The sequence below is a fragment of the Streptomonospora nanhaiensis genome, from assembly GCF_013410565.1.
Classification (GTDB): Bacteria; Actinomycetota; Actinomycetes; order Streptosporangiales; family Streptosporangiaceae; genus Streptomonospora; species Streptomonospora nanhaiensis.
Map to the genome: position 1 here is coordinate 3,491,037 of NZ_JACCFO010000001.1, position 23,393 is coordinate 3,514,429.

A 23,393-nucleotide genomic window follows, 5' to 3' on the forward strand; every position below is an offset into this window, starting at 1 on the left:
CCAGGCGCCCCGGGCACGGACGGCGCCATTGTTCCACGTGCCCGCGCGCCGAGCGGCCCAGGAGCCGCACGGCACGCCCGGTGCGCCTGCGACTCGGGTGAACACCCCAAAGGACAGCAAACACTAACCGCCAAGGTGGATGATGCCTGATCGGCTCCTCAGCGTTCGGGGCGAGTCGCTACCATGAGTCGCGCCAATCCGGACGAGGAGGCGCCCAATGTCAGATCCAGGGCCATTCGATCCAGGGCACGTCGATCCAGAAACGTCCGTGGTTTCGGTGGACGACCCCGCGACCGAGGCATCCGACCTAGCAGACCGTGAACAGCGCATCCTGGCCTTCGAACGCCAATGGTGGAAGCTCGAAGGCTCCAAGGAGCAGGCCATCCGCAACGAGTTCGGCTTCTCGCCGACACGCTATTACCAGCTCCTCAACGGGCTCGTGGACCGGCCGGAGGCGCTGGCCTACGACCCCATGACCGTCAAGCGGCTGCGCCGCCTGCGCGCCAACCGCCGCCGCCAGCGCACCGCCCGCCAGCTGGGTATCCAGCTCTAGCGGACGCGGGCTCACCACGAGTGTTCCGCGGCACCATCTGAGGGCATATCTCATCCGCCCGCAATCGCGATCACCGAAACGGGAGCGAGACGACCGCCCATGCCTCTGCCCGAACCACGTTCCGCCAAGGGCGCGACCGCGCTGGAGCGGATCGTGCGGTATCCCGCCGAGGCGGTGCTGGCCTTCGACTTCGACGGCACCCTCGCGCCGATCGTCTCCGACCCCCGCGACGCCCGCGCCTATCCGGGCGTCACCGCCGAACTCCAGCGGCTCGCCCCTCTGGTCGGGCGCCTGGTGATCATCACCGGGCGCCCGGCCGAGGTCGCCGTGGAGTACGGCGCCCTCGACTCCGTCGAGGGCATCCTGGTGCTGGGCCACTACGGCCTGGAGCGCTGGGAGGACGGCCGCGTCACCGCGCCGGGCACCCCGCCCGGGGTGGCGCTGGTCCGTGAGGAACTCCCCGAACTGCTGCGCAGGGCCCAGGCCCCCGAGGGCGTCGTCATCGAGGACAAGGGGCGCTCCCTGGCGGTCCACACCCGCCGCGCCCCCGACCCCGACACCGCCCTCGACGCGCTGCGGGTCCCCCTCGCGGCGCTGGCCCAGCGGGCCGGGCTCACCGTCGAGCCGGGCCGCCGGGTCATCGAACTCCGCCCCGACGGCACCGACAAGGGCGCGGCGCTCAACGTCACCGTCGCCGACCACCGGGGCGAGCACACCGCCGTCCTGTACGCGGGCGACGACCTCGGCGACCTCCCGGCCTTCGACGCCGTCGACCGCCTCGCCGAGCAGGGCACCCCCGGTATCACGGTGTGCAGCGGCTCCGACGAGGTCGCCACCCTGGCCGAACGCGCCGACCTGGTGGTCGACGGCCCGCCGGGGGTCGCCGGCCTGCTCACCGCCCTGCGCGAGGAGATCACCGCCGCGGCCCGGAGCTGACCCCGCCCCGCCCGCGAGCAGGCGGACGGGCCGTCCGCCGGCGCCATGGTCGGCGGGTGCGGGAACGCGGCGGGTGGCCCGGCTCGGCGGTCGTCACCGAAGGTTCCGCGGGGGAGACCAACGCCTCACCCCGTGACAAGCGCGCCGGGGGCGGCGGGTGGTTCTGCTGCGCAACGGCCGGGACCGTACGCGGATCCGCGGCGTGGTAAAGGGCGCTGGACCGCCGAGGGGCCCGCGGGACCGGCCGGCGCCGCGCCGCCGCCGTGGCGCCCATGGCCCCCCGGTCCCCGGCCGCCATCGTCGGCCCCTTTTGACCGGCACGGACGCTCCCACGGACGGCGACCGGCAGCCGATATCACCGGCCGCCGGTCGGCTTCGCCCGCCGCCTACTCCCGCGCGCCCAGGGCCTGGACCGGGCTCGTGCGGGTGGCGAAGGCCGCCGGGACCACCGCCGCCGCCACAGCGATGACCGCGCACACCCCCGTCATCACGCCCAACTGCCACCACGGCATCGACAGCGCCACCCCGGCCGGCCCCTCCCCCATGGCCGCGGCCAGCGGCACCAGCGTCATCGCCGTGACGGCCGTGCCCAGAAAGGCGCCGATGCCGACCACCGCGACCGCCTCGCCCGCCACAAGCCGGAGGACCTGCGCGCGGTCGGCTCCCGCCAGGCGCAGCGCGGCGAAGTCGCGGACGCGGTCGGCGGTGGACATCACCAGGGTGTTCGCGATCGCCACACACGAGCAGAACAGCGCCATCCCCAGCAGCACCGCGCCGATCAGCAGCACCATGCGGTTGTTCTCCTCGCGGCCGGGCTCGATGGCGCCCACCGGGTCGGTCCTGGCCGTGTCGGCGTCGACCGCCGCCTCCAGCCGCTCCTCCAGGTCACCGCCCGCGGCACCGGTGCCCGCTACCGCGCCGTCGGCGCGATGGCCGGCCGCCGCCTGCGCGCCTCCCCCTGTGCCGACGTAGGCGTACGGCGCCGTCGCCGTCCCCCCGCCGTGCCCCGCCAGCAGCGGCGCGGCGACGTAGGTCACCGGCGTGTACGGCCCCTCGGCGAGCACCGCCGCAACCCGTGCGCGGACGCGTTCGCCGTCGGGCAGGCGCAGCCGGACCTCGTCACCGGCGCCCCAGCCGTACTCCCCCGCCGTCGCGGCGTCCACGGCCACGCCGTCAGCTCCCAGCGCGGCGAAGTCCCCCTCCTCGGCCGGCGGGTCGATCAGCGCCGCCGCGTCCTCGGGATCGACCACCCGCACCACGTGCGCGGCGCCGCCCATCCCGATCTCCGCCTCGCGGACCACCGCCACTTGCGCCCCCGGCAGCGCCCGCAGCCGCGCCACCTGGTCCGCCGACAGGCCCCCGCCCCCGGTCGCGGTCACGGTGAACTCCGCCGAGGTCCACTCGGCCATGGCGCGCGCCGCAACCCCGTTGACCACCGACACCAGGCCGATGGCGATCCCGAACAGGCCCACGGTCAGCAGCACCGGCGCGCACAGCGAGGCCGTCCGGCGCACGGCGGCCGACATCCCGGCCCGCACCACCATCGCGCCCCCGCCGGGCAGACCGCCCAGCGGCCAGGTCAGCGCCGCCGCCAGCGGCGGGATCACCACCGGGCTGAGGAAGCCCATGGCCACGATGGCGCTCATGCCCAGGCCCATCGTCAGCGCGGGCACGCCGTCGCCGGTCGCCTCCGGCAGCGCCCAGCCCGCCAGCGCGCTCATCGCCGCGCACCCCAGGCCCAGCACCCACCGGCCCGGCGTCATGGCGCGGGCGTCCACCGAGGCCTCCCGCAGCGCCTCGATCGGCTTGATGCGGCGGATCCGCCGCGCCGGGCCCCACACCCCGGCCAGCGACACGGTCACGCCGGTGCCCAGCGCCAGGACCAGCGCCGCGGCCTCGTAGCGCACGGGCGGGGCCGCGGGCACCATGCCGATGCCGTGCAGCAGCGCCAGCAGGGCCGTGGCCGCCGGCTGGGCCAGCACGCAGCCCAGCGCGCCCGCGGCCCCGGCCACCAGCAGCGCCTCGCCGTAGACCACGACCGCGATCCGCCGCGGCCCGCTGCCCAGCGTGCGCAGCAGCGCGAACTCACGCTGCCGCTGGGCGACCGAGAACGCGAACGTCGAGGCGATCACGAACACCGACACGAACGTGGTGACCATCATGGTCATGGCGAGGATGTTGACGACGCCGTCGAACGCGGGATCGCGCCCGGTGGCCGCCATGGTCAGGTTCAGGGCCGCGACCTGGGTGACACCGGCGGCGATGATGACGAACGTGCCCAGGAACGGCACCCAGCGCTCGCGCAGGGTGCGCAGGGACATGGCGGTCACCGCGCCACCGCCGGCCCGGTCTCCAGCGCCGCCAGCCGGGACGCCACCTCCTGGGGGGTGGGCGCCTCAAGGGAGTCGGCGATCCGCCCGTCGGACAGGAACAGCACCCGGTCGGCGTAGGAGGCCGCGAGGGGGTCGTGGGTGACCATCACGACGGTGCGGGGCGGCCCGCCGTCCGCACCGGCCCGCGCGGCCCCGCCACCACCGCCCCTGACGCCCGCGAACGCCCGCAGCAGCTCCAGCACCACCCGCGAGGACCCGCTGTCCAGGGCGCCGGTGGGCTCGTCGGCGAACAGCACCTGCGGCCGGGTGATCAGCGCGCGGGCGACCGCCACCCGCTGCTGCTGGCCGCCCGACAGCTCGGCGGGGCGGTGCCGCTCGCGCCCGCCCAGGCCCACCTCGCCCAGCACGGCGCGCACGGCGGCCCGGTCGGGGCGGCGCCCGGCCAGGCGCAGCGGCAGCGCCACGTTCTGCTCCGCGCTGAGCGCCGAGACCAGGTTGAACGACTGGAAGACAAACCCGATGCGGTCGCGGCGCAGCCGCGTCAGCCGCTTCTCCGACAGGCCGGTCAGGTCGGTCCCGGCGACCACCGCGTGCCCCGAGGTGGGGCGGTCCAGGCCGGCCGCGCAGTGCAGCAGCGTCGACTTCCCCGAGCCTGACGGCCCCATCACGGCGGTGAATGAGCCCGCCTCGAAGCCGACGGTCACCCCGTCGAGGGCCACCACCCGGCTGTCCCGCATGCCGTAGGCCCGTGTCAGCGCGTGCAACTGCACGGCGTTCGTCTGCATCATGGCCCGATTGCAGCAGCACGCGGGGCGCCGGGGCACTGGTGAACGGCGGAGAAGCGGGGTAGGCCCAGCCCTACCCCACGTGTGGACCCAGCCCTCTGACCTCGGCGGGCGCCCCCGCGTACCGTGGGACCGTGTCCCCTCCTCCGCCGGACGCGGCCTCCCGGCCGGCCCCGCCGCCTTCACCGGACGCCCCGGCCCGCCCGGCCCGTCCCACGCGCGCCCCCGCGCGCGGCCCGCTGGACGCCGTGCGGTCCCCGCGCTTCCTGCTCACCCCGTGGCCGTGGCGGTCCCTGGCGCACAACGCCCTGACCCCCCTCACCGGCGCCGGCTACGCCTTCACGCTGCTGCTCGTCTCCCTGCCGCTGGTGGTGCTGTTCTCCCGCCTTTCCGAGCCCGAGCCGGACCGCCCCGTCTCGGTCGCGGCGCTGGTCGCCATGGCCGTCGGGGGCGGCCTGCTGGCGGGCGTCCTCGGCCCGCTGATCAGCCTGCCCGGCGCCGCGCTGGAGCGGCTGCGGCTGCGCGTGGCCGACGACCGCCCCCTCCGCTCGCCCCACCGCGTGCCCGACAGCCCCGGCCTGTGGCCGTGGCTGCGGCTGCGCTTCACCGAGGCCGCCACCTGGCGCGCGTTCGGCTACCTGGTCCTGGCGGCGACGGTGCTGCCGGCGGCCGCGCTCCTGGCCTGGACGGCCCTGACGCTGAGCCTGCTGACCCTGGCCACCCCGCTGCTGACCGGCCCGGGCGGCGAGGCCGTCACCCTGGGGCCGCTGCTGCTCACCGAGCCGCTGGAGAGCGGTGCGGCGGCGCTGGCGGGCGTGCCCATGACCGCGGCCGCGCTGTACCTCCACGCGCTCCTCGCCGGCGTCCACGCCGCGCTCGCGCGCTCGCTCCTGCGCGCCCCCGGCGAGGAGCTGCGCGCGGAGCTGACCGAGGTCACCCGCTCGCGCGCCCGGCTGGTGGACGCCTTTGAGGCGGAGCGCCGGCGCATCGAGCGCGACCTGCACGACGGCGCCCAGCAGCGGCTGGTGGCGCTGACCATGGAGCTGGGCCTGGCGCGGCTGGACCTGCCGCCCGACTCCCCCGCCGCGCGCCAGGTCGCCTCGGCGCACGAGAGCGCCAAGGAGGTCATCGCCGAACTTCGGGAACTGATCCGCGGCATCCACCCCCAGGTGCTCACCGACCGGGGACTGTCGGCGGCGCTGCCCGAGCTGGCCGACCGCTGCCCGGTGCCGGTGCGGGTGCGCACCGACCTGGCGGGCCGCTGCCCGGCGCACATCGAGGGCACCGCCTACTTCGTGGTGTCGGAGGCGCTGGCCAACGTGGCCAAGCACAGCGGGGCCGACGCGGCCGAGGTCACCGCGCGCTGCCACGGCGGCCGCCTGGTGGTGGAGGTCCGCGACGACGGTGCCGGGGGCGCCGACCCCCGGGCGGGCACCGGGCTCACCGGGCTGGCCGACCGGGTCGCGGTGATGGACGGCAGAATGCTGGTGTCCAGCCCGCCCGGCGGCCCGACCCTGCTGCGCGTCGAACTGCCGTGCCTGCCCCGGGGCTGACCGGCCGGTGTGAGTTGGCGGCGCACCCGAGCCCGCGCCCTACCGGCGGACCGAGCCCGCGCACCGGGCGTCGGCCGCGGCCGACGCCGCGCCGGCTCCGGGCCGACGACCACCACCGATGACGACCACCACTCACGAAGGGACGGCGATGGCGGCCACGGAGCACAGCGGGCCGGACGGCGCGGCGCACGGGCGCGAGCAGCGCCCCCGGGAGTCGCCGGCGCCGGCCGGTCCCCCGGTTCGCACGGTCCTCGCCGAGGACGGCGTCCTGCTGCGGGAAGGGCTCTCCGGCCTGCTGGAGCGCTTCGGCTTCACGGTCGCGGCGGCCGTGGGCGACGCCGAGGAGCTGCAGGCGGCCGTCGAGGAGCACGAGCCCGACCTCGTCGTCACCGACATCCGCATGCCGCCCGGCTTCACCGACGAGGGCCTGCGCGCCGCCGTCGCCCTCCGCCGCTCCCGCCCCCGCCTGGCCGTGGCGGCGCTGAGCCAGTACGTGGAGCAGAGCTACGCGTTCGACCTGCTCGACTCCCACGGCGGCCGGGGCGTGGGCTACCTGCTCAAGGAGCGCGTGGCCGACGTGGCGGAGTTCGCGGCGTCGCTGCGGCAGGTGGTGGCGGGCGGCACCGTGGTCGACCCCGAGGTCGTGCGGCAGCTGCTGCGGCGCGGGCGCGACCCGCTCTCGCGGCTGTCGGAGCGCGAACGCGAGGTGCTGGGCCACATGGCCGAGGGCCGGTCCAACGGCGCCATCGCGCGTTCGCTCTTCGTCAGCGAGGCGGCGGTGGGCAAGCACATCAGCGGCATCCTCGCCAAGCTGGACCTGCCGCCCGCCGACGACGACGTGCACCGTCGGGTGATGGCGGTGCTGACCTACCTGCGGGCCACGGCCGAGCGCTGAGCCGCGCCCCGGGCCGGACCGGGCCGCGCCGGGGCCGCCGCTCAGCCGGTGAAGGCGGTGCGCACCGCCGCGCGCAGGTCGAACAGGCCGGTGCGGCGGCGGCCGTAGTGCACGGCGTTGGTGAGCAGCCCGACGTAGCGGCCGGTCGAGGGCTGGAGGAACAGGCTGACCCCGGTGTAGCCGTGGTGGTAGACCAGGCCGTCGCCGGTGACCAGCCAGGCCAGGCCCCGCGAGAACCGCTCGTCCACCGGCACCTGCGGCTGCCAGCTCTGCCGCAGGTAGTGCGCGAAGCTGCCGGAGGCCCCCTGCGACTCGCCGTAGACCCGCAGCAGGTCGCGGGCGAACACCCCCAGGTCGATGGCCGTGGTGAACACGCCGGCGTGGCCGGCGACCCCGCCCATCAGCGCGGCGGACTCGTCGTGCACCACGCCCCACGTCGGCGCGGTGCCGGGGATGCGGCGCTCGGTGGGCGCCACCATGGGCGAGCGCGGCAGCGGGCCGTAGGTGGTCGAGGACATCCCCGCCACCGACCACAGCTCGCCGGCCAACTGGTCCAGCGGGGCGCCGAACAGCCGCTCCAGCAGCAGGCCGAGCAGGATGAACCCGCGGTCGATGTAGCGGTAGCCCTCGTCGTCCAGCGGCTCGGACAGGATGGCCTCGGCGAGGTCCTGCTCGGTGCCGACGTAGCGCTCCAGCCACGTCACCGGGTTGAGCCGCGAGGTGTGGGTGAGGATCTGGCGGACGGTGACCCGGCCGCCGGGGTAGGGGCCGCCCGGGAAGTGCTCGGCGAGCGGGGCGTCGAGGTCCATCAGGCCCTCGGCGACCGCCCGCCCCACCAGCGGCCAGGTCGCCATGATCTTGGTCAGGCTCGCCACGTCGTAGTGGACGTCGGGGGCCGCCAGGTGCTCGGCGTCGCCGGCGTGGGTGCCCCCCACCGCGACGAACTCCCACATGCTCCCGGTCCCCACGACGGCGGTGCCGCCGGGGATCCACCCGGCGTCGACCATCACCTTCAGGACACCGCGGATCTCGGACCCGGTCTCCGCGAGCCAGTCACCGTCCAGCACGTGCCCTCCTCCGGCGTCGTTCCCATCGGCGGATACCCAGTGGGGGTGGCGTCGTCACCCGGGCGCTCGATGCACGGATTCAATGTTGGGTCAAGCCGCTGTCCGAAACCCGCTCGGATCAGAGCGCACACCCGCGAAAGGGGCAGCTGCCCGCATCCCGGCGACCGATCCGCGCGCGCTCCACCGGACTTTGCCCCACGGTTTGCGGCGACCGAGATTCGTCCACCGTCGCCGTCCGATATCCCCTGGCGTGCCGCGGGGCCGCCCCGGGGCGCGGCCACAACCGGCCACGCGGCGCCTACCCGCCCGCACCGCCCGAGTCCGACGGGCCGCGCCGGCGGCCCGCGCCCGGCCCCGCCCGGCCCCGCCGTCAGCCGCGCCGGCGGGGCGGGCGCCACATGCCCGCCCCCTTCAGCGCCCGCTTCAGGTCGCGGCGCCCCCGCCGGAGGTCCAGCGCCTCGGGGTCGCCGCCGCGCCACCAGAACACCTCGGGGCTGCAGGGGTCGTCGGCCGCCGCGTGCAGGGCCGCGACCTCGGCGGCCAGGGCGGGCAGCGCCTCCACCGCCGCGCGCGAGGTCACCGGGTGCACCAGCAGGGTGTCGTAGCGGGGGGCGCCCACCAGCGCGCCGCAGGGCAGCGCCGGCGGCACGTAGCGCCGCAGCTCGGTGAGCAGCAGGGTCACATAGGGGCTGCCCGGCTTGGTGACCACCCGCACGTCGTGGCCCGAGCGCAGCGGCCGGTCGTAGACCACCACGTCGGCCAGCTCGCGCTCCAGCGTGTACCGCACCGCCCGACCCAGCCTGCCCAGTTGCAGCAGCCGGGCGCGGTGCCACGACAGCGGCGCGCCGTAGGTGGGGTGGGCGACCATCACCAGGGCGTCGAAGTGCGGGCCCACCGGGTGCCACACCAGTTCGCGGCGCCGGTCGCCGTCCATGGCGGGCACCACCCGCACCCGCAGCAGCCGCCGGACGTCGCCCAGCAGCTCGATCTCGGCGACGGCCATGGCGGCCAGGTCGGCGGTCTCGCGCAGCCAGGTGTCGACCAGCCCCGGCCAGCGCTCGCGCGGCGCGGCGGCGCAGCGCTCCAGCAGGTCCCAGGTGGAGGCCCGCAGGGTGGTGGGGCCGAAGGGCAGCACGACGCGGGATGCCGCGCGGTCGAAGGAGGCGTTCGGCAGGGCCACCGGCAGCAGGCCGTCGACCAGCGCGTGGACCTCGGCGGCGATCTCCAGCTCGTTGGCGCCCACCGGGCCCTCCCCTCAGACGCGGCGCGCACCGGAACGGATCCGCACCGGACGCCCCGCCGCGCGCGGTTGTCCACAAGCGGTACAACGCGTTGACCGTTCGTGGAAGTGCCCGATTACGGTAAGGGAGTGCCCCACCGCACCAGCGTATGATCCGCTCGCTTCCCCCGAGAGGAGTGCCGGGTGACCACCCGCGTAGTCCACCGGCCGGCCCGCACGGTCCACCCGCCGCCCCCGCGCGACCCCTACGACGTCGAGGCCCCTCCCACGCTCCCCGACGGCAACGCCCAGGGCAACCAGCTCATGACCATCCTGCCGATGGTCGCCATGATGGGCTCCCTCACCATCATGATGGTGCTGCGCAACCCCGCCTTCATGGCGCTGGGCGCGCTCGTGCTGGTCGTGGCCCTGTTCGCCGCGCTGGGCATGCTGCTGTCGCGCCGGGGGCAGGCCGCCCGCCAGCGCCGCAACCAGCGCGAGCTGTACCTGGAGTACCTTGAGGAGCTGCGCGAGGACCTCAGCTCGCGCGAACGCGACGCCCGGGCCCGCGCCCAGCTCCTCGACCCCCCGCCCGAGGCGCTCTACGACATCGTCCGCGACCCCACCCGGCTGTGGGAGCGCCGCCGCCGCGACCCCGACTTCCTGCGGGTCCGCATCGGCACCGGCGCCGTGCCCGGCCAGCCGCTCGTCCTGGGCGAACGCGGGTCGGCGCTCACGCCCACCGACCCCTTCATGCTGTCCGAGGCCCAGGCCGCCATCCGCCGGTTCGCGACCGTGCCCGAGATGCCGCTGACCGTGCCCCTGGACATGGTCGGCAACGTCAGCGTCATCGGCGACCGCGCCGACGTCATGCGCCTCATGCGCGCGCTCCTGTCCCAGCTGTGCGCCTTCCACGCGCCCGAGGACACCGCCCTGGCCGTGGCCCACCCCGCCTCGGCCGCCGACGACTGGGACTGGCTGAAATGGCTGCCCCAGGCCCTCGACCCCCAGCGGCGCGACGGCGGCGCACCCACCCGCCTGATCGCCCCCACCCCCGCCAGGCTCGGCGCCCTGCTCTCCGACGAACTCCGCAGCCGCACCGACTTCGCCGCCGAGGTCCGCCGCGGCATGGGCAAGCGCGAGACCTACCAGCTCATGCGCCGGCTCGTGGTGGTGCACGACACCCACGGCTCGGTGGCCGTCGAACTCGCCCGCCCCGACGACGCCGTTCCCCCCGCCCACCTCGGCGCCACCGTCATCCACCTCGCCGCCCGGCAGGTCGACGAACCCGGCGACGTCAGCGTGCGCATCACCGTCGACGGCGACCGCGTCCGCGTCGAGGACCTCCGCAGCCCCGACCCCGCCGGCGCCACCACCACCGGCACCGTCGACCGCGTCACCCCCGCCACCCTCACCGGCCTGGCGCGCATGCTCGCGCCCCTGCGGCTCAGCCGCGAGTCCGTCGAGGAGACCGCCACCGAGGGCGGCAGCGTCGACTTCCCCACCATGCTCGGCGTGAGCGACCCCGGCGACATGGACGTCGCCCGGCTGTGGGCGCCGCGCAGCGAGCGCTCCTTCCTGCGGGTGCCCGTCGGCGTCGACGACCTCGGCCAGCCCGTCATCATCGACCTCAAGGAGTCCGCCCAGCTGGGCATGGGCCCCCACGGCCTGTGCGTGGGGGCCACCGGCTCCGGCAAGAGCGAGATGCTGCGCACCCTGGTCATCGCGCTGGCCGCCACCCACCCGCCCGAACGCGTCAGCATGGTGCTGGTCGACTACAAGGGCGGCGCCACCTTCGCGCCGTTCGAGGACATGCCCCACGTGGCCGGCGTCATCACCAACCTCGAGGACGACGCCGCGCTCATCGAACGCGCCTACGCCAGCCTCTCGGGCGAGGTCCAGCGGCGCCAGCAGGTGCTGCGCGACGCCGGCAACGTCGCCAACATCGCCGACTACCACTACAAGCGCGCCCACGACCCCTCGCTGCCGCCGCTGCCGCACCTGCTGGTGATCATCGACGAGTTCGGCGAACTCCTCACCGCGCGGCCCGACTTCATCCAGCTGTTCCTGTCGATCGGCCGCATCGGCCGCAGCATCGGCGTCCACCTGCTGCTGTCCAGCCAGCGCATCGAGAGCGGCAAGCTCCGCGGCCTCGACACCTACCTGTCCTACCGGCTGGGGCTGCGCACCTTCTCCGAGGAGGAGAGCCGCACCGTCCTCGACAGCCCCGACGCCTTCCACCTGCCCGCGCTGCCGGGGTTCGGCTACCTCAAGGTCGACACCAGCGTCTACCAGCGGTTCAAGGCCGGTTACGTCTCCGGCGCCTACCGCGGCCCCGTCGCCGCCGACGAGGCCGACCACGCCGACGGCCCCCCGCCCGTCTACGCCTACCCCGCCTTCAACGGCGCCCAGGCCGCCGGACCCGGCACCGAACCCGCGCCCGACGACGAACCCGCCCTGCCCGACCGCACCGTGGGCCCCACCCTGCTCGACGTCATGGTCGGCCAGCTCGCCCGCGCCGGCGAACGCGCCCGCAGCGTCTGGCTGCCGCCGCTGCCCGCCGCCACCACGCTCGACCTCGTCACCGGCCCCGCCCAGCCCGGCGCGCACGGCCTGCGGTTGCCCGACGCGCCCGGCCCCATGCGGGTGCCCGTCGGCGTGCTCGACGACCCCGCCAAGCAGTGGCAGGGGCTGTGGAGCATCGACCTCGCCGCCTCGGGCGGCCACGTCGCGATCATCGGCGGGCCCCAGACCGGCAAGACCACCCTGCTGCGCACCCTGCTGATGTCGCTGGCGCTCACCCACACCCCCACCCAGGTCGCCTGCTACGCCCTCGACCTCGTCGGCGGCGGCCTCCAGGCGGTCGCCGACCTCCCCCACGTCGGCGGGGTCGCCGCCCGCACCGACACCGAGCGCGTCCGCCGCACCGCCGAGGAGCTGCGCGGCATGCTCGACCACCGCCAGGAGGTCTTCCGCGACCGCGGCATCGACTCCGTCCAGCAGCTGCGCCGCATGCACGCCCGCGGCGAGGTCCCCGAACTCCCCAGCGCCGACGTCGTCCTGTGCGTCGACGGCTTCGGCGCCATCCGCACCGACTTCGAGGAGATCAACGACATCGTCAACGACCTCCTCCAGCGCGGCGGCGGCTTCGGCATCCACGTGGTGGCCGCCATGCTGCGCTGGAACGACGTCCGCATCGCCATGCAGTCCAACTTCGGGCAGAAGATCGAACTCCGGCTCAACGACGCCACCGACTCCTCCATCGACCGCAAGCTCGCCCAGACCATCGGCGCCGAGACCCCGGGGCGCGCCCTCACCGACCAGAAGCTGTTCGGCCAGGTCGCCCTGCCGCGCATCGACGCCACCGCCGACGCCGAGAACCTCGGCGAGGTCGTCGAGAAGACCGCGCGCGCCGTCGCCGCGGCGTGGAAGGGCCCCGTGGCCCCGCCGGTGCGGGTCCTGCCCCACCACCTGCCCGCCGCCACCCTGCCCGGTCCCGCCGAGGAGCCGCTGGTGCCCCTGGGCGTGGACGAACGCGCGCTCGAACCCGTCCTGCTCGACCTCTTCGACCGCGACCAGAACCTCCTCGTCCTGGGCGACGGCGAGTGCGGCAAGACCAACCTGCTGCGGCTGGTCGCCGAGGGGCTCATGGCCCGCTACTCCCCCAAGGAGGTCGTCTTCGCGGTCATGGACCCCCGCCGCACCCTGCGCAACGCCATCCCCGAGCCCTACCTCGGCGGCTACGCCAGCAACGCCCGCGTGTGCGCCGGGCTCGCCGGCGGCGTGGCCAAGGAACTGGAGGAGCGCATGCCCGACGACGCCGACCCCGACCGGATCGACTCCGGAACGGTCCCCGGCCCGCGCATCGTCGTCCTCGTCGACGACTACGACGTCCTCACCACCGCCGGCCAGAAACCGCTGACCCCGTTCGTGCCGTTCGTGTCCAACGGCCGCGACATCGGCCTGCACTTCGTGGTCGCCCGCCGCGTCGCCGGCGCCGGCCGCGGCCTCTTCGACCCCCTCGTGCTGGCCATGCGCGAGATCGGCACCAGCGCCGTGCTGATGTCGGGCGACCGCAGCGAGGGCCAGCTCTTCCCGAAGGTCTACGCCAGCGCCCAGCCGCCCGGCCGCGGCCGATGGATCCGCAGGGGCCAGTCCCCGCGTCTCATGCAGACAGCCATCCTCGACCCCGGGGGAGACAACCGGTGACATACGACGTGGTCGCTCTGGTCCGCGAGGCGCCCGACGTCCGGGCCCTGGTCGACGCCATGGTCGACGCCCACCCCGACCTCAAGGTGGTCGGCGCCGGCGACGGCGCCGTCATCCAGCTCTGCGACGGCTCCGGCCGCGCCCTGCTCAGCATCGAGGCCGCCCAGGAGGTCCGGGTGCCCGGCGAGGTCGAACGCCTGCTCGGCCCCGACATCGCCGCGCAGCTGCCCGACCCCTGCTGGTGGATCGAGGCCCGCGCCGCCGGCGCCGACCCCGGCCCGGCCGGGCTGGCCCACCGCTTCGCCGGCGGGCTCGTCCAGCGGCTGGGCGGCCTGGTGTGGTCGCCGCGCCCGGCGCCGCCCGGCGCGCTCGACCCCCTGCCCGCCCCCGCCGACCAGCCACCGCCGCCCGCCCCCGACCACCCCGGCGCGGCCGGCACCGCCCCCCAGCCCCACCACGACCAGCAGCCGGAAAGGCGGGACAACTGACCATGGCCGCCCCCTCCCCCGCCGTGCGGCAGCACCCGGCCGTCGACGTCATGACCGACAAAACCGCGGTCGTCATCCAGGACCGCCCGGTGGTGCCGCTGTCGTCGTGGCTCACCGACGCCCTGGCCATGTGCGGCGCCGGCGGCCGGGCCCTGCAGGTGCTCACCCCCGCCGACGCCCGCGTCACACTCCCGCTGCGCACGGTCCTGCAGAACCCCAACGCCCGCTGGGTCGTCGAGGAGCCCGACGGCAGCGGACACTTCGACGGCTTCTCCGGGGTGCCGCTGGTGTGGGACGAGCGGTCGGGGTTCGTCGTGCGCCGCGCCCGCCCCGAGGACGGCCCCTCGCCCACCTTCCGCCGCCCCTGCTCCGACCCCGGCAGCCAACTGTGGATCGACCTCCGGCTGATACGCGAGCCGCGCGAGGGCCTCCTGCTGGGCGACGCCGTGGAGTACCTGGCCGAGGTCTTCGGCGAGGCCGACCCCGCCGGCTGGGGCACCAGCGAACCCGCGCTGACCCCCTGGGACCGCGCCGCCCTCACCGCGCTCGGCCGCCGCCGCTCCCCCCAGCCCACCTGGTCGGTGTTCACCGGACCTCCGGTGGCACCGCACCGGTTCCTGGGCACCCACCGCACCACCCGCGTGGTCGAGGGCGTCAAGGAGACCGTGGTGTTCACCGTGGGCTACCGCCGCGACGAGGCCCCCGCCCTGGAGCTCCTGCGCGGGGTGGCCGCCGAACTCGCCGAACGCGGCGTGCTGAAGACCATGACCGTGCAGCGGCTCGCGGGCCGGCCCGACCTCACCTACGAACCGCGCTGGGCGGGCCCGCCGGTCCCGGTGGGGGTCGCGATCGGCCCCGACACGGTCGCCGAGATCGGCACCGCGCACGCCGACAGCGCCCCCGCACCGGGTGAGCGTGTGGGACCCTCACACGCTCCAGCACTGTGGTACCCACTCGGCGACGGCACTGATCCCCAGGCGTGGCGGCAATTCAACGCCCTCATGCACCACCTGCGCCCCAAGGACGGCGCCCGGCCCTCCTGACCACCGCGAAGGCCCCGGCGGACCCGCACCGGCGCGGCGAGCGCGGACCGTTGACCTCAACCTTGGTTCATGTCCCATCATGGGCCCATGACCACTCACGGCAACGGAGCCCTTCTCTTCCGCAACACCATGCGCATCGCCGACGGCCACCTCGACGCCTTCAAGGCGGCCGTGGACCGCGCCGTGTCCTTCGTCGAGGAGCACGCGCCCCAGCTCATGGTGAACGTGTACATCGACGAGGACCGCATGCTGGCCTACAGCTTCCAGGTCTACGCCGACAGCGACGCCGTGCGCACCCACTGGCGGCTCTCCGACCCCTACATCAAGGAGGTCATGGAGCACTGCACCGTGGAGCGGTTCGACGTCTACGGCACCCCCGACCCCGACATCACCGAGGCCCTCAACCGCCCCGGAGGCACCCCGGTCCCCGGCGACCGGGTCCCGCACTTCACCGGATTCGTCCGCCTCGCCCCGGGGTAGGCCGCCAAGGCCGCGGGGCACCGGCGGCCGCGGCGGCCGCGGGAGCCGTCCGGACGACGGGCGGGACCCGGGTCCCTCCGGTTCCGGAACGAGCGGCCCCACCCGGCCGCCGGTCCCCGGCCTGGCCTCGGCGCTGTCCACCGCCGCGTACCACTGCCCGCAGAACCCGAGGAAGCGTTGTCGCCACCGTCCACGATCCCCTCAACCATCGAACCGGGCCACCCGACAGGTGCGCCGGATCGCTCTGCGCGACACCGATCAGGTTCTTCAGAGCGTCGACGAGTTGGCGGCCGGCCCGGCGGAGCCGCCGGGTCACCGGCGGTTGCGGTGGTGCGCTCCGTCAGGACCATGAGGCGGAGGCTGGCGCCTTCCCGGCCGGGTCGCCGGGCTTCCTTCGAGGAACGCCCGGGCGACCGCCGCCCTCAGCGGCGACCGAGAAGGCGCAGCTCTTTTGAACTACCGGCCTCCTTGGCCCGCGCGTCCTGGGGTACCGCACCGGCCACCGGATCGGCCGGGTAAGCGCGGACCCGCTGCAGAGCCTCGCGCGGGGCAAGGCCCTGCCGCCGGTACGCGTTCAGCCGGTCCAGCCACACGCCCGCGGCGCGGGAGGCCGCTGCGTCGGCACGCGTGTCGCGCGCGAACCCGGCCGCGTTGTCCTCATCCGCCTGGGACGCCCAGAGGTGCCCCAGCAGGGTGCCGTCCGCGGCACGCACCGGCAGGTAGAGGACCGGCTTGTCGGTCGCCATGCGGTAGGTGTCGGGGTCATCGGTGCGCCAGGTGTCCAGCGGCGCGGCGGTGGCCGGCCGGTCCACCGGCGCACCGTCGGGCAGGTACCCCGACGCCGAGGGCAGCGGCGGCTTGGAGTAGCCCGGATTGGCGAGCCGGGTCAGCGCCTCCACGCTCTCCGCTGTGGTGAACCGGGCGCCCTCGGGAATGCGCCCCGCCTTCTCGTCCTGCGGAGCGCCGATCCATTCCGCAACCGCCTTGTCCAGGTACGGCTTCCTGCGCGCCCGCTCCAATCGCTCCGACCATTTCATGGCCGCCTCGAAACCGGCGGTGTTGTCCTGCGATGAGAGAATCCGAACAAAGGAAGCCCTGCGCGTCCGAGTCGACACATACACGTACCCGATCGGCTTCCCGTTCAGTTCCACGGGAAGGTAGCGCACCGGCTCCTGGGACCCGGCACTCGTATCGCCTGCCCCCGGTGCGGCCCCCGCCCCGGCCGCAGGCGGACTCCATCGGGGTACCGGCTGGTCAGGCTCCTGCCCGGCGCTACTCACCGCTCACCTCTCTTCGCCCGCGGCTGACACTCATTTGGGGTTGACGACCTCCGCGTCGATGCGGATACTCCCGTCCGGGTTCCGTGAAACATTCGTGATTATATACTCCATGTCCCGCGGCAGGATGAGTTCCCGCTGGGTTCGATAGTGGCTCTCCGTTCCCATCCAGAGGGCCCGCATTCCCGCAGGGAGTGAGAAATTGATTTTGTAGGGGTACGGATTTCCATCGATGACGGCCGGTTCGTTGCCGAGCGACGTCGACATGTAGCCGCGCTCCACCTGGCGCACACCGATCAACTGGCGCAGGGCGTCGAAGACGTCCGGGTTGCCGGGGTCGAAGCCGTCCAGGTGGGTGAAGTCGTGCAGCCCGCGAAGCGTTTCCAGGCTCTCGGGAAGCCGGCTGTTCTCCATGGCCCGGTCGAGCGTGTCGATGCGGTTCAGGAGGTCGTCAGAGGACGGGAACCCGTCGTAGGACTGGATCATGCGCTCGCGCGCGCCTGACCGCTCCATCCACCCGTCCAGCCGAGCCGCCGGGTCGGCGTCGTTCAGGATGTCGTCGACGAGCCAGCGCTGGTTGGGATTCAGGTCGGTCCGGCCGACCGCGTCGAGGATGTCCTGCAGGCGGACCGCACGGTTGCCGCCCACCATGTCGATCAACTCCGCCCCCGGCCCGCCGCTGTTGTTCCACCAGTTGTTGAGGTGCCGGGTGATGGAGGCCGGGTCCCGGGCGATCGGGTTGAACGGCCACGAGTGCCGCGTGTACTCGTAGGCCGCGAAACGCTGGTCCTCGGGCAGGTTGCGGTAGTTGTCACCCAGCACGTCCTCGCCGTAGGTCTCGCCGTCGGCGTCGGTGCCGAAGCGCCGGACGCCGTCGGGGTCCACCCGGCCGGGCCAGGAGTCGCGGGGGTCGGGCGTGGTGGCGGGGTCGGAGTCGCCGTCGGAGTCCGAGCCGTCCGCGCTCGGGTGGCTGTCGGCGTCAGGGGCCGGATCGGGGTCGGGGTTGGTGGCGTCCGGGGCCGCGTCGGGGTCCGGAGCCGGGTCGGGGTCGGGGGCGCCGCCGTCGGCGTCGCCCTCCGCTTCGGGGGCCGGGTCGGGGCCGGGGGCGGTGGCGTCCGGATCGGCGTCCAAGTCCGCGTTGCCGTTCGGGTCGGTGTCGCCCGGGTCCCGGACCGGGACGCCGTCGGGGTCGGGGGCCAGCGGGTCGCCGCCGCCGTCGGTCGTCCGATTCGGCAGGTTCGCCGGGTCGGTGTTCGGCGGGTCGGTCTGCTGTCCTTCGGACTGCTGACCGTCCGGCTGCTGGCCGCCGGACTGCTGACCGTCGCCGCCGCCCCCGGTGCCACCACCGCCGCCGGTACCACCACCGCCCCCGCCGGAGCCGCCGCCACCACCGGAGCCGCCCTCGTCGCCGCCGCCCACGGGCTCGTAGCGGACGGTCAGCGGCTGGGTGCCGCCGGGGCCGTCTTCGACCGGGGCCGGCTGCCGGGTGAGGTCCTGGTCGGCGTCGTCGAGCACCTGCTGCAGGCCGTCGATCCGGCTCTGGTCGACCTGCAGGCCGTCCAGGGCCTGCTGCAGCGACTGCGTGGTCTGCTGCCCCGTCTGGTTGCCGATCTGCTGCAACTGGTTGGTGTTCGCCGACTGGTTGTTGTCGGCCTGCTGCTGGTCGCCCCCGTCGCCGTTGCCGTTTCCGTTGCCGCCGCCGACGGCGCGGGACCCGCGCGCCAGCGCCTTGAAGACCCCCGCACCGCCCAGGAACATGCTCCCGACGTTCAACGCGCCCTGCGTGATCACATAGCCCGGACGATCGCCCCACTCCCGCCACGGCACGACCGCGTGCGCGAACTCCGTCCACCCGCTGGAGAAGTTGCCCCACCACTCACCGAAGGAGCCCACCCCCCAGCCGTCCTCCCCATAGACCCCCACCAGGCTCCCCAGACCCGCCAGCGTGTCACCCCAGTTGCCCGCGAGATTGCTCCCCCACTCACTCCACGAACCGACACCCCACCCGTTCTCGCCGTAGAGGCCGACCATCGCCCCCAGATCCTCGGCGATCCCCACACCGAAGTCCGCCACCCCGTTCCACACGTCCTCATACCAGGGCGCGTCATGCTCCTGCGGCGTGGCCCAGGGGGTCTCGACGTTCTCGGGCGCCTCGGTGTAGCCGTACGCCCGCTGGTTGGGGCCCAGGCCGGTCTCGCCGCCGGGGTCGGTGGCCACGAACGTGGTGCCGCCGAAGTGCCGGGTGATCTCGTTGGCGCACTCCCGCTCGGCCTCCATGTAGTCGTTGAGGGCCGCGAGCACGTCGTTGTTCAGGTCGTTGTGCCGGTTGACCTTGTCCTCGTCCTCGCGCCAGTCGTCGTCGCCCTCGATCTCGTCGCGGAACTCCTGGGCGTCGGCCTTCAGCGTCTCCAGGCGGCCCTTGATCTCCTCGGCGCGGTCGGCGAAGGTCAGCAGCGCCCCGCCAACAACCGCGGCGGCCGTGTTGAACTCCTCGCCCTTGGTCGGCACCTGGTTCAACGCGCCCAGCAGCACGCCCGACTCCGGCGCGATGTAGATGCCCTCAAGCCGGTCCCACTCGGACTTGATGTCGCTTCCGGCGTCGCGGATCGCGGTGCCGTCGTTCTTCAACGCGTCGCCGGCGGTCCGCAGATCCTCGGGCTTGACCTGCGGAATCGGAATCGCATTGGGGTCGATCACACCGTCGCTCACCGCGGCACCACCATGGGTCGATCCTGTGGGCACAGGGGGCGGCGCCGGATCCGGGCGCTGCCCACCAGTGGTTTGGACCACGGCGGCGGACGGACGGTTCCCGTCTGGGGGTACGGGGGCGCCCGGCCGCGTCCGGGGCCGGGACCTGGGGTCCCGTGTCCATGATGCTGCGCCGAACGCGCGCGGGCGAGCGGTTCGCGCGGCCGGAACCGGTCCCGAGCGGCGCGGGGCGGAGGGAACCGCGCGGCGGGCGCGGCCGTCCGGCGCCGGGGCGCGCCCGCGCGGGCGCGCCCCGGCCGCGCGGCTAGAGCCGGCAGGCGTAGATGTCGGTGACCAGGATGGCGCGGGCGCCCAGCTCCCACAGATCGTCCATGATGCGCTGGGCCGCGGTGCGCGGCACCATGGCGCGCACCGCCACCCACCCCTCGCGGTGCAGGGGCGAGACCGTGGGCCCCTCCATGCCGGGGGTCAGGGCGACCGCGTCGTCCAGCTTCTCGGCGTGGACGTCGTAGTCCATCATCACGTAGTCGCGGGCGACCAGGACGCCGCGCAGGCGGCGCAGCAGCTGCTCGATCTTGGGGTCGTCGGCGGCGCCGGTGCGGCGGATCACCACCGCCTCGGAGGTCAGGATCGGCTCGCCGAACAGCTCCAGGCCGGCGTTGCGCAGCGTGGTGCCGGTGGAGACGACGTCGGCGACCGCGTCGGCCACGCCGAGCTGGATGGAGCTTTCCACGGCGCCGTCGAGGTGGATGATGCGCGCCTCGATCCCGCGCTCGGTCAGGTAGCGCTCCAGCAGCCCCTCGAACGAGGTGGCGATCCGCTTGCCGCGCAGGTCGTCGACGGTCATGGCGGCGCCGTTGCGCGCCGCGAAGCGGAAGGTGGAGCCGCCGAAGCCCAGCGGCAGCACCTCCTCGACCGGCGCGCCGGAGTCCAGCAGCATGTCGCGGCCGGTGATCCCGGCCTGCAGGATGCCCTCGCCGACGTAGACGGCGATGTCCTTGGGGCGCAGGAAGAAGAACTCGGTGTCGTTCTCGGGGTCGACCAGCACGAGGTCGCGGGAGTCCTTGCGCTGGCGGTATCCGGCCTCGCGCAGCATGGCGCTGGCGGGCTCGGCGAGCTGGCCCTTGTTGGGCACGGCGATTCGGAGCATGTCGGGCATGGGTGAGGAGTCCTTGAGGTGTCGTGGCTGCGGACGCGGACGTCGGCGGGGCCGGGCCGGAGCGCGGGCGTGCGCCCGGACCGGCTACAGATGCCGGTAGACGTCCTCCAGGCGCAGCCCGCGCGCCAGCATCAGCACCTGCACGTGGTACAGGAGCTGGGAGATCTCCTCGGCGGCGGAGTCGTCGGACTCGTACTCGGCGGCCATCCAGACCTCGGCGGCCTCTTCGACGACCTTCTTGCCGATGGCGTGGACGCCCGCGTCCAGGGCCGCGACCGTGCCCGAGCCCTCGGGACGGGAGCGCGCCTTCTCGGACAGCTCGGCGAACAGCTCATCGAAGGTCTTCATGGTCACTTTCCTCGGGCCAGGCGTGCCCTACCAGGGTAGGCGCAGCGCGTACCCGCTCGCGCCCCGCGCGGCGCGAACAGCCGGTGACACGCGGGCCTCCGGGGGGCGTCAGTCCAGTTCGCGCAGCACCTTGCGGGCCCCGGAGCGGCGCGCCAGGGCGCGGTAGAGCCCGCGCGGCACCAGGCGCAGCAGCCGGTCGGCCGCGCCGTAGACGGGTCCGGGCACCACCACGGCCCACCCGGCGGCCCAGCCCCGCAGCGCCTCCAGCACCACCCGGTCCTTGGGCACGAACGCGGGCTCGGGCAGCCGGCCGCTGTCCTGCAGGCTTTGGGTCATGTCGGTGCGCACGAACCCCGGCAGGACCGCCGTGACGTGCACCCCGTGCGGGGCGACCTCCAGCGCCACGCTCTGGCTCCAGGAGGTGAGGAACGCCTTGCTCGCGGCGTAGACCGACGACCCGGGGGCCGCCGTGAGCTGCCCGGCCATGGACGAGACGTTGATCACGCCCAGCGGCGGGACGCGGCCCGCGCCGGCTTCGCGGCGGGCGAGCTGCACGGGCAGCACGGCGCGCGCCAGGCGCAGCTGGGCGCGCACGTTGAGGGCCAGCAGCGCGTCGACCTCCTCCACGTCCTGGCGGGCGAACTCGCCGCCACCGCCGTGGCCCGCGTTGTTGACCAGCAGGTCCACCGGCGCGGCGGCGCCCGAGCCGTCGGCGCGCAGCCGGTCCTCCACGCGCGCCAGGCCGCCGGGGTCGGCGAGGTCGGCGGGCAGCGCCTCGGCGCCCACGGCGAACCGCTCGGCCAACTCGGCGGCCAGCGCCTCGACGCGCTCGGCGCGCCGGGCCACCAGGACCAGGTCGTACCCGCGTTCGGCCAGGCGGCGCGCGAACTCCTCGCCGATGCCCGACGACGCGCCGGTGACCAGCGCGGTGCGGCGGTGCCGGCCGCCGCCGTCCGCCGCCTCGGCCGCGTTCCGGCCGGTGTGCTCGGACTGGCTCACGAGATCCTCACCCTTTCCCATCGACCTGGTGGCCTGATTTTCCCCCGGTGCGCGGGCGCGCGGGGCCGCCCGCGCCCGCCGGGGTTGGACGGCTGTACTCCCGTCCGATGCCGTATGACCGCGATGGCTTGCTCCCTCACCCGTGTACGGCGGCGGACCGCAGTGTTCCACGCCACACACCGGCGCCGCCAACCGGGCGCTTAGCACCCCAGGCACTACGGTTTGGGCATGGCAGCGCCACAGAAACCCCTGCAGCCCGCCGGTCTCGACTCCCATCTGCGCGACGCCGGGCTGTTCATCCGTCAGGCAATCCGCACGTTCCGCGCCACGGGGGCCGTCGCGCCCAGCAGCCCCGCGCTGGCGCACCGGCTGGCCCGGTTCCTCGACGAACGCGACGACCCCGACGCCCCCCTGACCGTCATGGAGGCGGGCGCGGGCACCGGCGCGGTCTCCCGCGCGATCGCGTCCCACATGCGCCCCGGCGACACCCTCGACCTGGTCGAGACCAACCCGGAGTTCACCGGCCACCTGGCCGAGCTCCTGGTGGCCGACCCGGAGCTGTCGCGCGTGGCCGACCGGGTGACCGTGCACCAGATGCCGGTCACCAACATGGGGCCCGACCGCCGCTACGACGTCATCGTCTCCGGGCTGCCCTTCGCGAACTTCACCGCCGAAGAGGTCCGCGAGATCATGGAGTACTACTTCTCCGTGCTGCGCCCCGGCGGCCACCTGTCGTTCTTCGGCTACCTCTACACCAAGGAGGTCAAGGCGGTCATCGCGCCGCGCGCCGACTACCTGCGCCAGGCGCGGTCGAGCTGGGTTGTCGAGGAGTGGGTGAACCGCTACGGGATCGGTACCGAACCGGTGCTGGCCAACCTCCCGCCGGCCTGGATCCACCACCTGCGCAAGCCCGCCGAGGACTGACTCCGTCGCCGGCCTCCGCGCGTCTCCCCGTCCACCCGGCCCCGGTGCGCCCAGCGCACCGGGGCCGCCGGCGTTGAGGGGGCGGTTGCACAGGGCGGCACCGCGCCACGCGCGGTTATCCGAAAACCCCTCATGAAAAGGGGAACTCCAGCGCCCGGGAAATCCCGGCCGGGTACGGAAATCCCGTGGCTACCCTGTCTCCATGCTCGGTCGCCGGAAACCGGTCCAGAATCCCGTCGTCGCCAAGAACACGAGGCGCTGATGATCCTCGGAGCGGCGGGCGCCGGCGGGATATGGGGGGTCATCCAGGGCGCGGCCGAGAACAGCCCGCGCCAACTCCGGGAGGACCGGTGGTACTACGTATGGGTCCTGGCGAGGAGGAGCAACGTGTACGGGCTGTGACCAGCGCCGACGCC

General features: G+C 74.5%; 19 protein-coding genes. 10 read left to right on the plus strand and 9 right to left on the minus strand.

Annotation, left to right across the window (positions count from 1 at the left end):
* The first annotated feature begins 268 nt into the window (after window positions 1–268).
* Together HNR12_RS15140 and otsB are read left to right on the plus strand one after the other, a co-directional pair.
* Entirely contained in the window at window positions 269–553 is a 285-nt protein-coding gene (locus HNR12_RS15140) for a DUF3263 domain-containing protein (RefSeq protein ID WP_179768101.1), read from the plus strand.
* Between the two features lie 99 nt (window positions 554–652).
* Complete coding sequence (otsB, locus tag HNR12_RS15145; protein ID WP_179768102.1) at window positions 653–1,489, plus strand: trehalose-phosphatase; 837 nt, start codon at window positions 653–655, stop codon at window positions 1,487–1,489.
* Between the two features lie 386 nt (window positions 1,490–1,875).
* Here the strand turns inward: otsB and HNR12_RS15150 are convergent, their stop codons facing one another.
* Both HNR12_RS15150 and HNR12_RS15155 read right to left on the minus strand, forming a co-directional pair.
* Window positions 1,876–3,810, minus strand: coding sequence for an FtsX-like permease family protein (locus HNR12_RS15150; protein WP_179768103.1), 1,935 nt, complete (start codon window positions 3,808–3,810; stop codon window positions 1,876–1,878).
* A 5-nt stretch (window positions 3,811–3,815) separates the two neighbouring features.
* The gene (locus HNR12_RS15155; RefSeq protein WP_179768104.1) at window positions 3,816–4,610 is read right to left on the minus strand and encodes an ABC transporter ATP-binding protein; all 795 of its coding nucleotides are present in this window, start codon (window positions 4,608–4,610) and stop codon (window positions 3,816–3,818) included.
* 245 nt (window positions 4,611–4,855) lie between these two features.
* On the opposite strand from HNR12_RS15155, the gene HNR12_RS15160 reads away from it, so the two are divergent.
* Together HNR12_RS15160 and HNR12_RS15165 are read left to right on the plus strand one after the other, a co-directional pair.
* On the plus strand, window positions 4,856–6,160 hold the full coding sequence (locus HNR12_RS15160; protein WP_222600613.1) for a sensor histidine kinase: 1,305 nt from the start codon (window positions 4,856–4,858) through the stop codon (window positions 6,158–6,160).
* A 118-nt stretch (window positions 6,161–6,278) separates the two neighbouring features.
* Complete coding sequence (locus HNR12_RS15165; protein ID WP_246425090.1) at window positions 6,279–7,055, plus strand: response regulator transcription factor; 777 nt, start codon at window positions 6,279–6,281, stop codon at window positions 7,053–7,055.
* 41 nt (window positions 7,056–7,096) lie between these two features.
* Here HNR12_RS15165 and HNR12_RS15170 read toward each other — a convergent pair whose 3' ends face one another.
* Both HNR12_RS15170 and HNR12_RS15175 read right to left on the minus strand, forming a co-directional pair.
* Window positions 7,097–8,062, minus strand: a complete 966-nt coding sequence (locus tag HNR12_RS15170; protein WP_179770626.1) for a serine hydrolase domain-containing protein — start codon at window positions 8,060–8,062, stop codon at window positions 7,097–7,099.
* A gap of 430 nt (window positions 8,063–8,492) precedes the next feature.
* Window positions 8,493–9,365: a hypothetical protein gene (locus HNR12_RS15175; RefSeq protein WP_179768106.1), complete on the minus strand. Its 873-nt coding sequence runs from the start codon at window positions 9,363–9,365 to the stop codon at window positions 8,493–8,495.
* 180 nt (window positions 9,366–9,545) lie between these two features.
* Here HNR12_RS15175 and eccCa point away from each other — a divergent pair, with 180 nt between their 5' ends.
* The 4 genes from eccCa to HNR12_RS15195 all read left to right on the plus strand — a co-directional run bounded on the left by eccCa (window position 9,546) and on the right by HNR12_RS15195 (window position 15,561).
* Complete coding sequence (gene eccCa, locus HNR12_RS15180) at window positions 9,546–13,550, plus strand: type VII secretion protein EccCa (protein WP_179768107.1); 4,005 nt, start codon at window positions 9,546–9,548, stop codon at window positions 13,548–13,550.
* Window positions 13,547–14,038: a hypothetical protein gene (locus tag HNR12_RS15185; protein ID WP_179768108.1), complete on the plus strand. Its 492-nt coding sequence runs from the start codon at window positions 13,547–13,549 to the stop codon at window positions 14,036–14,038. The genes eccCa and HNR12_RS15185 overlap by 4 nt, the downstream gene beginning before the upstream one ends.
* 2 nt (window positions 14,039–14,040) lie before the next feature.
* On the plus strand, window positions 14,041–15,081 hold the full coding sequence (locus HNR12_RS15190; RefSeq protein WP_179768109.1) for a DUF6177 family protein: 1,041 nt from the start codon (window positions 14,041–14,043) through the stop codon (window positions 15,079–15,081).
* A gap of 87 nt (window positions 15,082–15,168) precedes the next feature.
* On the plus strand, window positions 15,169–15,561 hold the full coding sequence (locus HNR12_RS15195; RefSeq protein ID WP_179768110.1) for a hypothetical protein: 393 nt from the start codon (window positions 15,169–15,171) through the stop codon (window positions 15,559–15,561).
* Between the two features lie 422 nt (window positions 15,562–15,983).
* Here HNR12_RS15195 and HNR12_RS15200 read toward each other — a convergent pair whose 3' ends face one another.
* From HNR12_RS15200 to HNR12_RS15220, 5 genes are all read right to left on the minus strand, one after another.
* Window positions 15,984–16,727 carry a hypothetical protein gene (locus HNR12_RS15200; RefSeq protein WP_179768111.1) on the minus strand — a complete coding sequence of 248 codons (744 nt, stop codon included), beginning with the start codon at window positions 16,725–16,727 and terminating at the stop codon, window positions 15,984–15,986.
* Window positions 16,728–16,871: 144 nt separating this feature from the next.
* Window positions 16,872–19,547, minus strand: coding sequence for an ADP-ribosyltransferase (locus HNR12_RS29535; protein ID WP_179768112.1), 2,676 nt, complete (start codon window positions 19,545–19,547; stop codon window positions 16,872–16,874).
* Between the two features lie 304 nt (window positions 19,548–19,851).
* On the minus strand, window positions 19,852–20,706 hold the full coding sequence (gene hisG / locus HNR12_RS15210; protein ID WP_179768113.1) for an ATP phosphoribosyltransferase: 855 nt from the start codon (window positions 20,704–20,706) through the stop codon (window positions 19,852–19,854).
* 84 nt (window positions 20,707–20,790) lie between these two features.
* On the minus strand, window positions 20,791–21,054 hold the full coding sequence (locus HNR12_RS15215; RefSeq protein WP_179768114.1) for a phosphoribosyl-ATP diphosphatase: 264 nt from the start codon (window positions 21,052–21,054) through the stop codon (window positions 20,791–20,793).
* Between the two features lie 108 nt (window positions 21,055–21,162).
* Window positions 21,163–22,053 carry an SDR family NAD(P)-dependent oxidoreductase gene (locus tag HNR12_RS15220; protein WP_372451080.1) on the minus strand — a complete coding sequence of 297 codons (891 nt, stop codon included), beginning with the start codon at window positions 22,051–22,053 and terminating at the stop codon, window positions 21,163–21,165.
* Between the two features lie 228 nt (window positions 22,054–22,281).
* Here HNR12_RS15220 and HNR12_RS15225 point away from each other — a divergent pair, with 228 nt between their 5' ends.
* Together HNR12_RS15225 and HNR12_RS15230 are read left to right on the plus strand one after the other, a co-directional pair.
* The gene (locus tag HNR12_RS15225) at window positions 22,282–22,977 is read left to right on the plus strand and encodes a class I SAM-dependent methyltransferase (RefSeq protein ID WP_179768116.1); all 696 of its coding nucleotides are present in this window, start codon (window positions 22,282–22,284) and stop codon (window positions 22,975–22,977) included.
* Between the two features lie 261 nt (window positions 22,978–23,238).
* Window positions 23,239–23,379, plus strand: coding sequence for a hypothetical protein (locus HNR12_RS15230; protein WP_179768117.1), 141 nt, complete (start codon window positions 23,239–23,241; stop codon window positions 23,377–23,379).
* Window positions 23,380–23,393 lie beyond the last annotated feature (14 nt).

Coding starts and splice junctions, on each gene's coding strand:
- HNR12_RS15230 (WP_179768117.1), top strand. CDS start 23,239: ATGATCCTCGGAGCGGCGGGCGCCGGCGGGATATGGGGGGTCATCCAG.
- HNR12_RS15170 (WP_179770626.1), bottom strand. CDS start 8,062: ATGGTCGACGCCGGGTGGATCCCCGGCGGCACCGCCGTCGTGGGGACC.
- HNR12_RS15195 (WP_179768110.1), top strand. CDS start 15,169: ATGACCACTCACGGCAACGGAGCCCTTCTCTTCCGCAACACCATGCGC.
- HNR12_RS15215 (WP_179768114.1), bottom strand. CDS start 21,054: ATGAAGACCTTCGATGAGCTGTTCGCCGAGCTGTCCGAGAAGGCGCGC.
- otsB (WP_179768102.1), top strand. CDS start 653: ATGCCTCTGCCCGAACCACGTTCCGCCAAGGGCGCGACCGCGCTGGAG.
- HNR12_RS15190 (WP_179768109.1), top strand. CDS start 14,041: ATGGCCGCCCCCTCCCCCGCCGTGCGGCAGCACCCGGCCGTCGACGTC.
- HNR12_RS15150 (WP_179768103.1), bottom strand. CDS start 3,810: ATGTCCCTGCGCACCCTGCGCGAGCGCTGGGTGCCGTTCCTGGGCACG.
- HNR12_RS15155 (WP_179768104.1), bottom strand. CDS start 4,610: ATGATGCAGACGAACGCCGTGCAGTTGCACGCGCTGACACGGGCCTAC.
- HNR12_RS15165 (WP_246425090.1), top strand. CDS start 6,279: ATGACGACCACCACTCACGAAGGGACGGCGATGGCGGCCACGGAGCAC.
- HNR12_RS15225 (WP_179768116.1), top strand. CDS start 22,282: ATGGCAGCGCCACAGAAACCCCTGCAGCCCGCCGGTCTCGACTCCCAT.
- hisG (WP_179768113.1), bottom strand. CDS start 20,706: ATGCCCGACATGCTCCGAATCGCCGTGCCCAACAAGGGCCAGCTCGCC.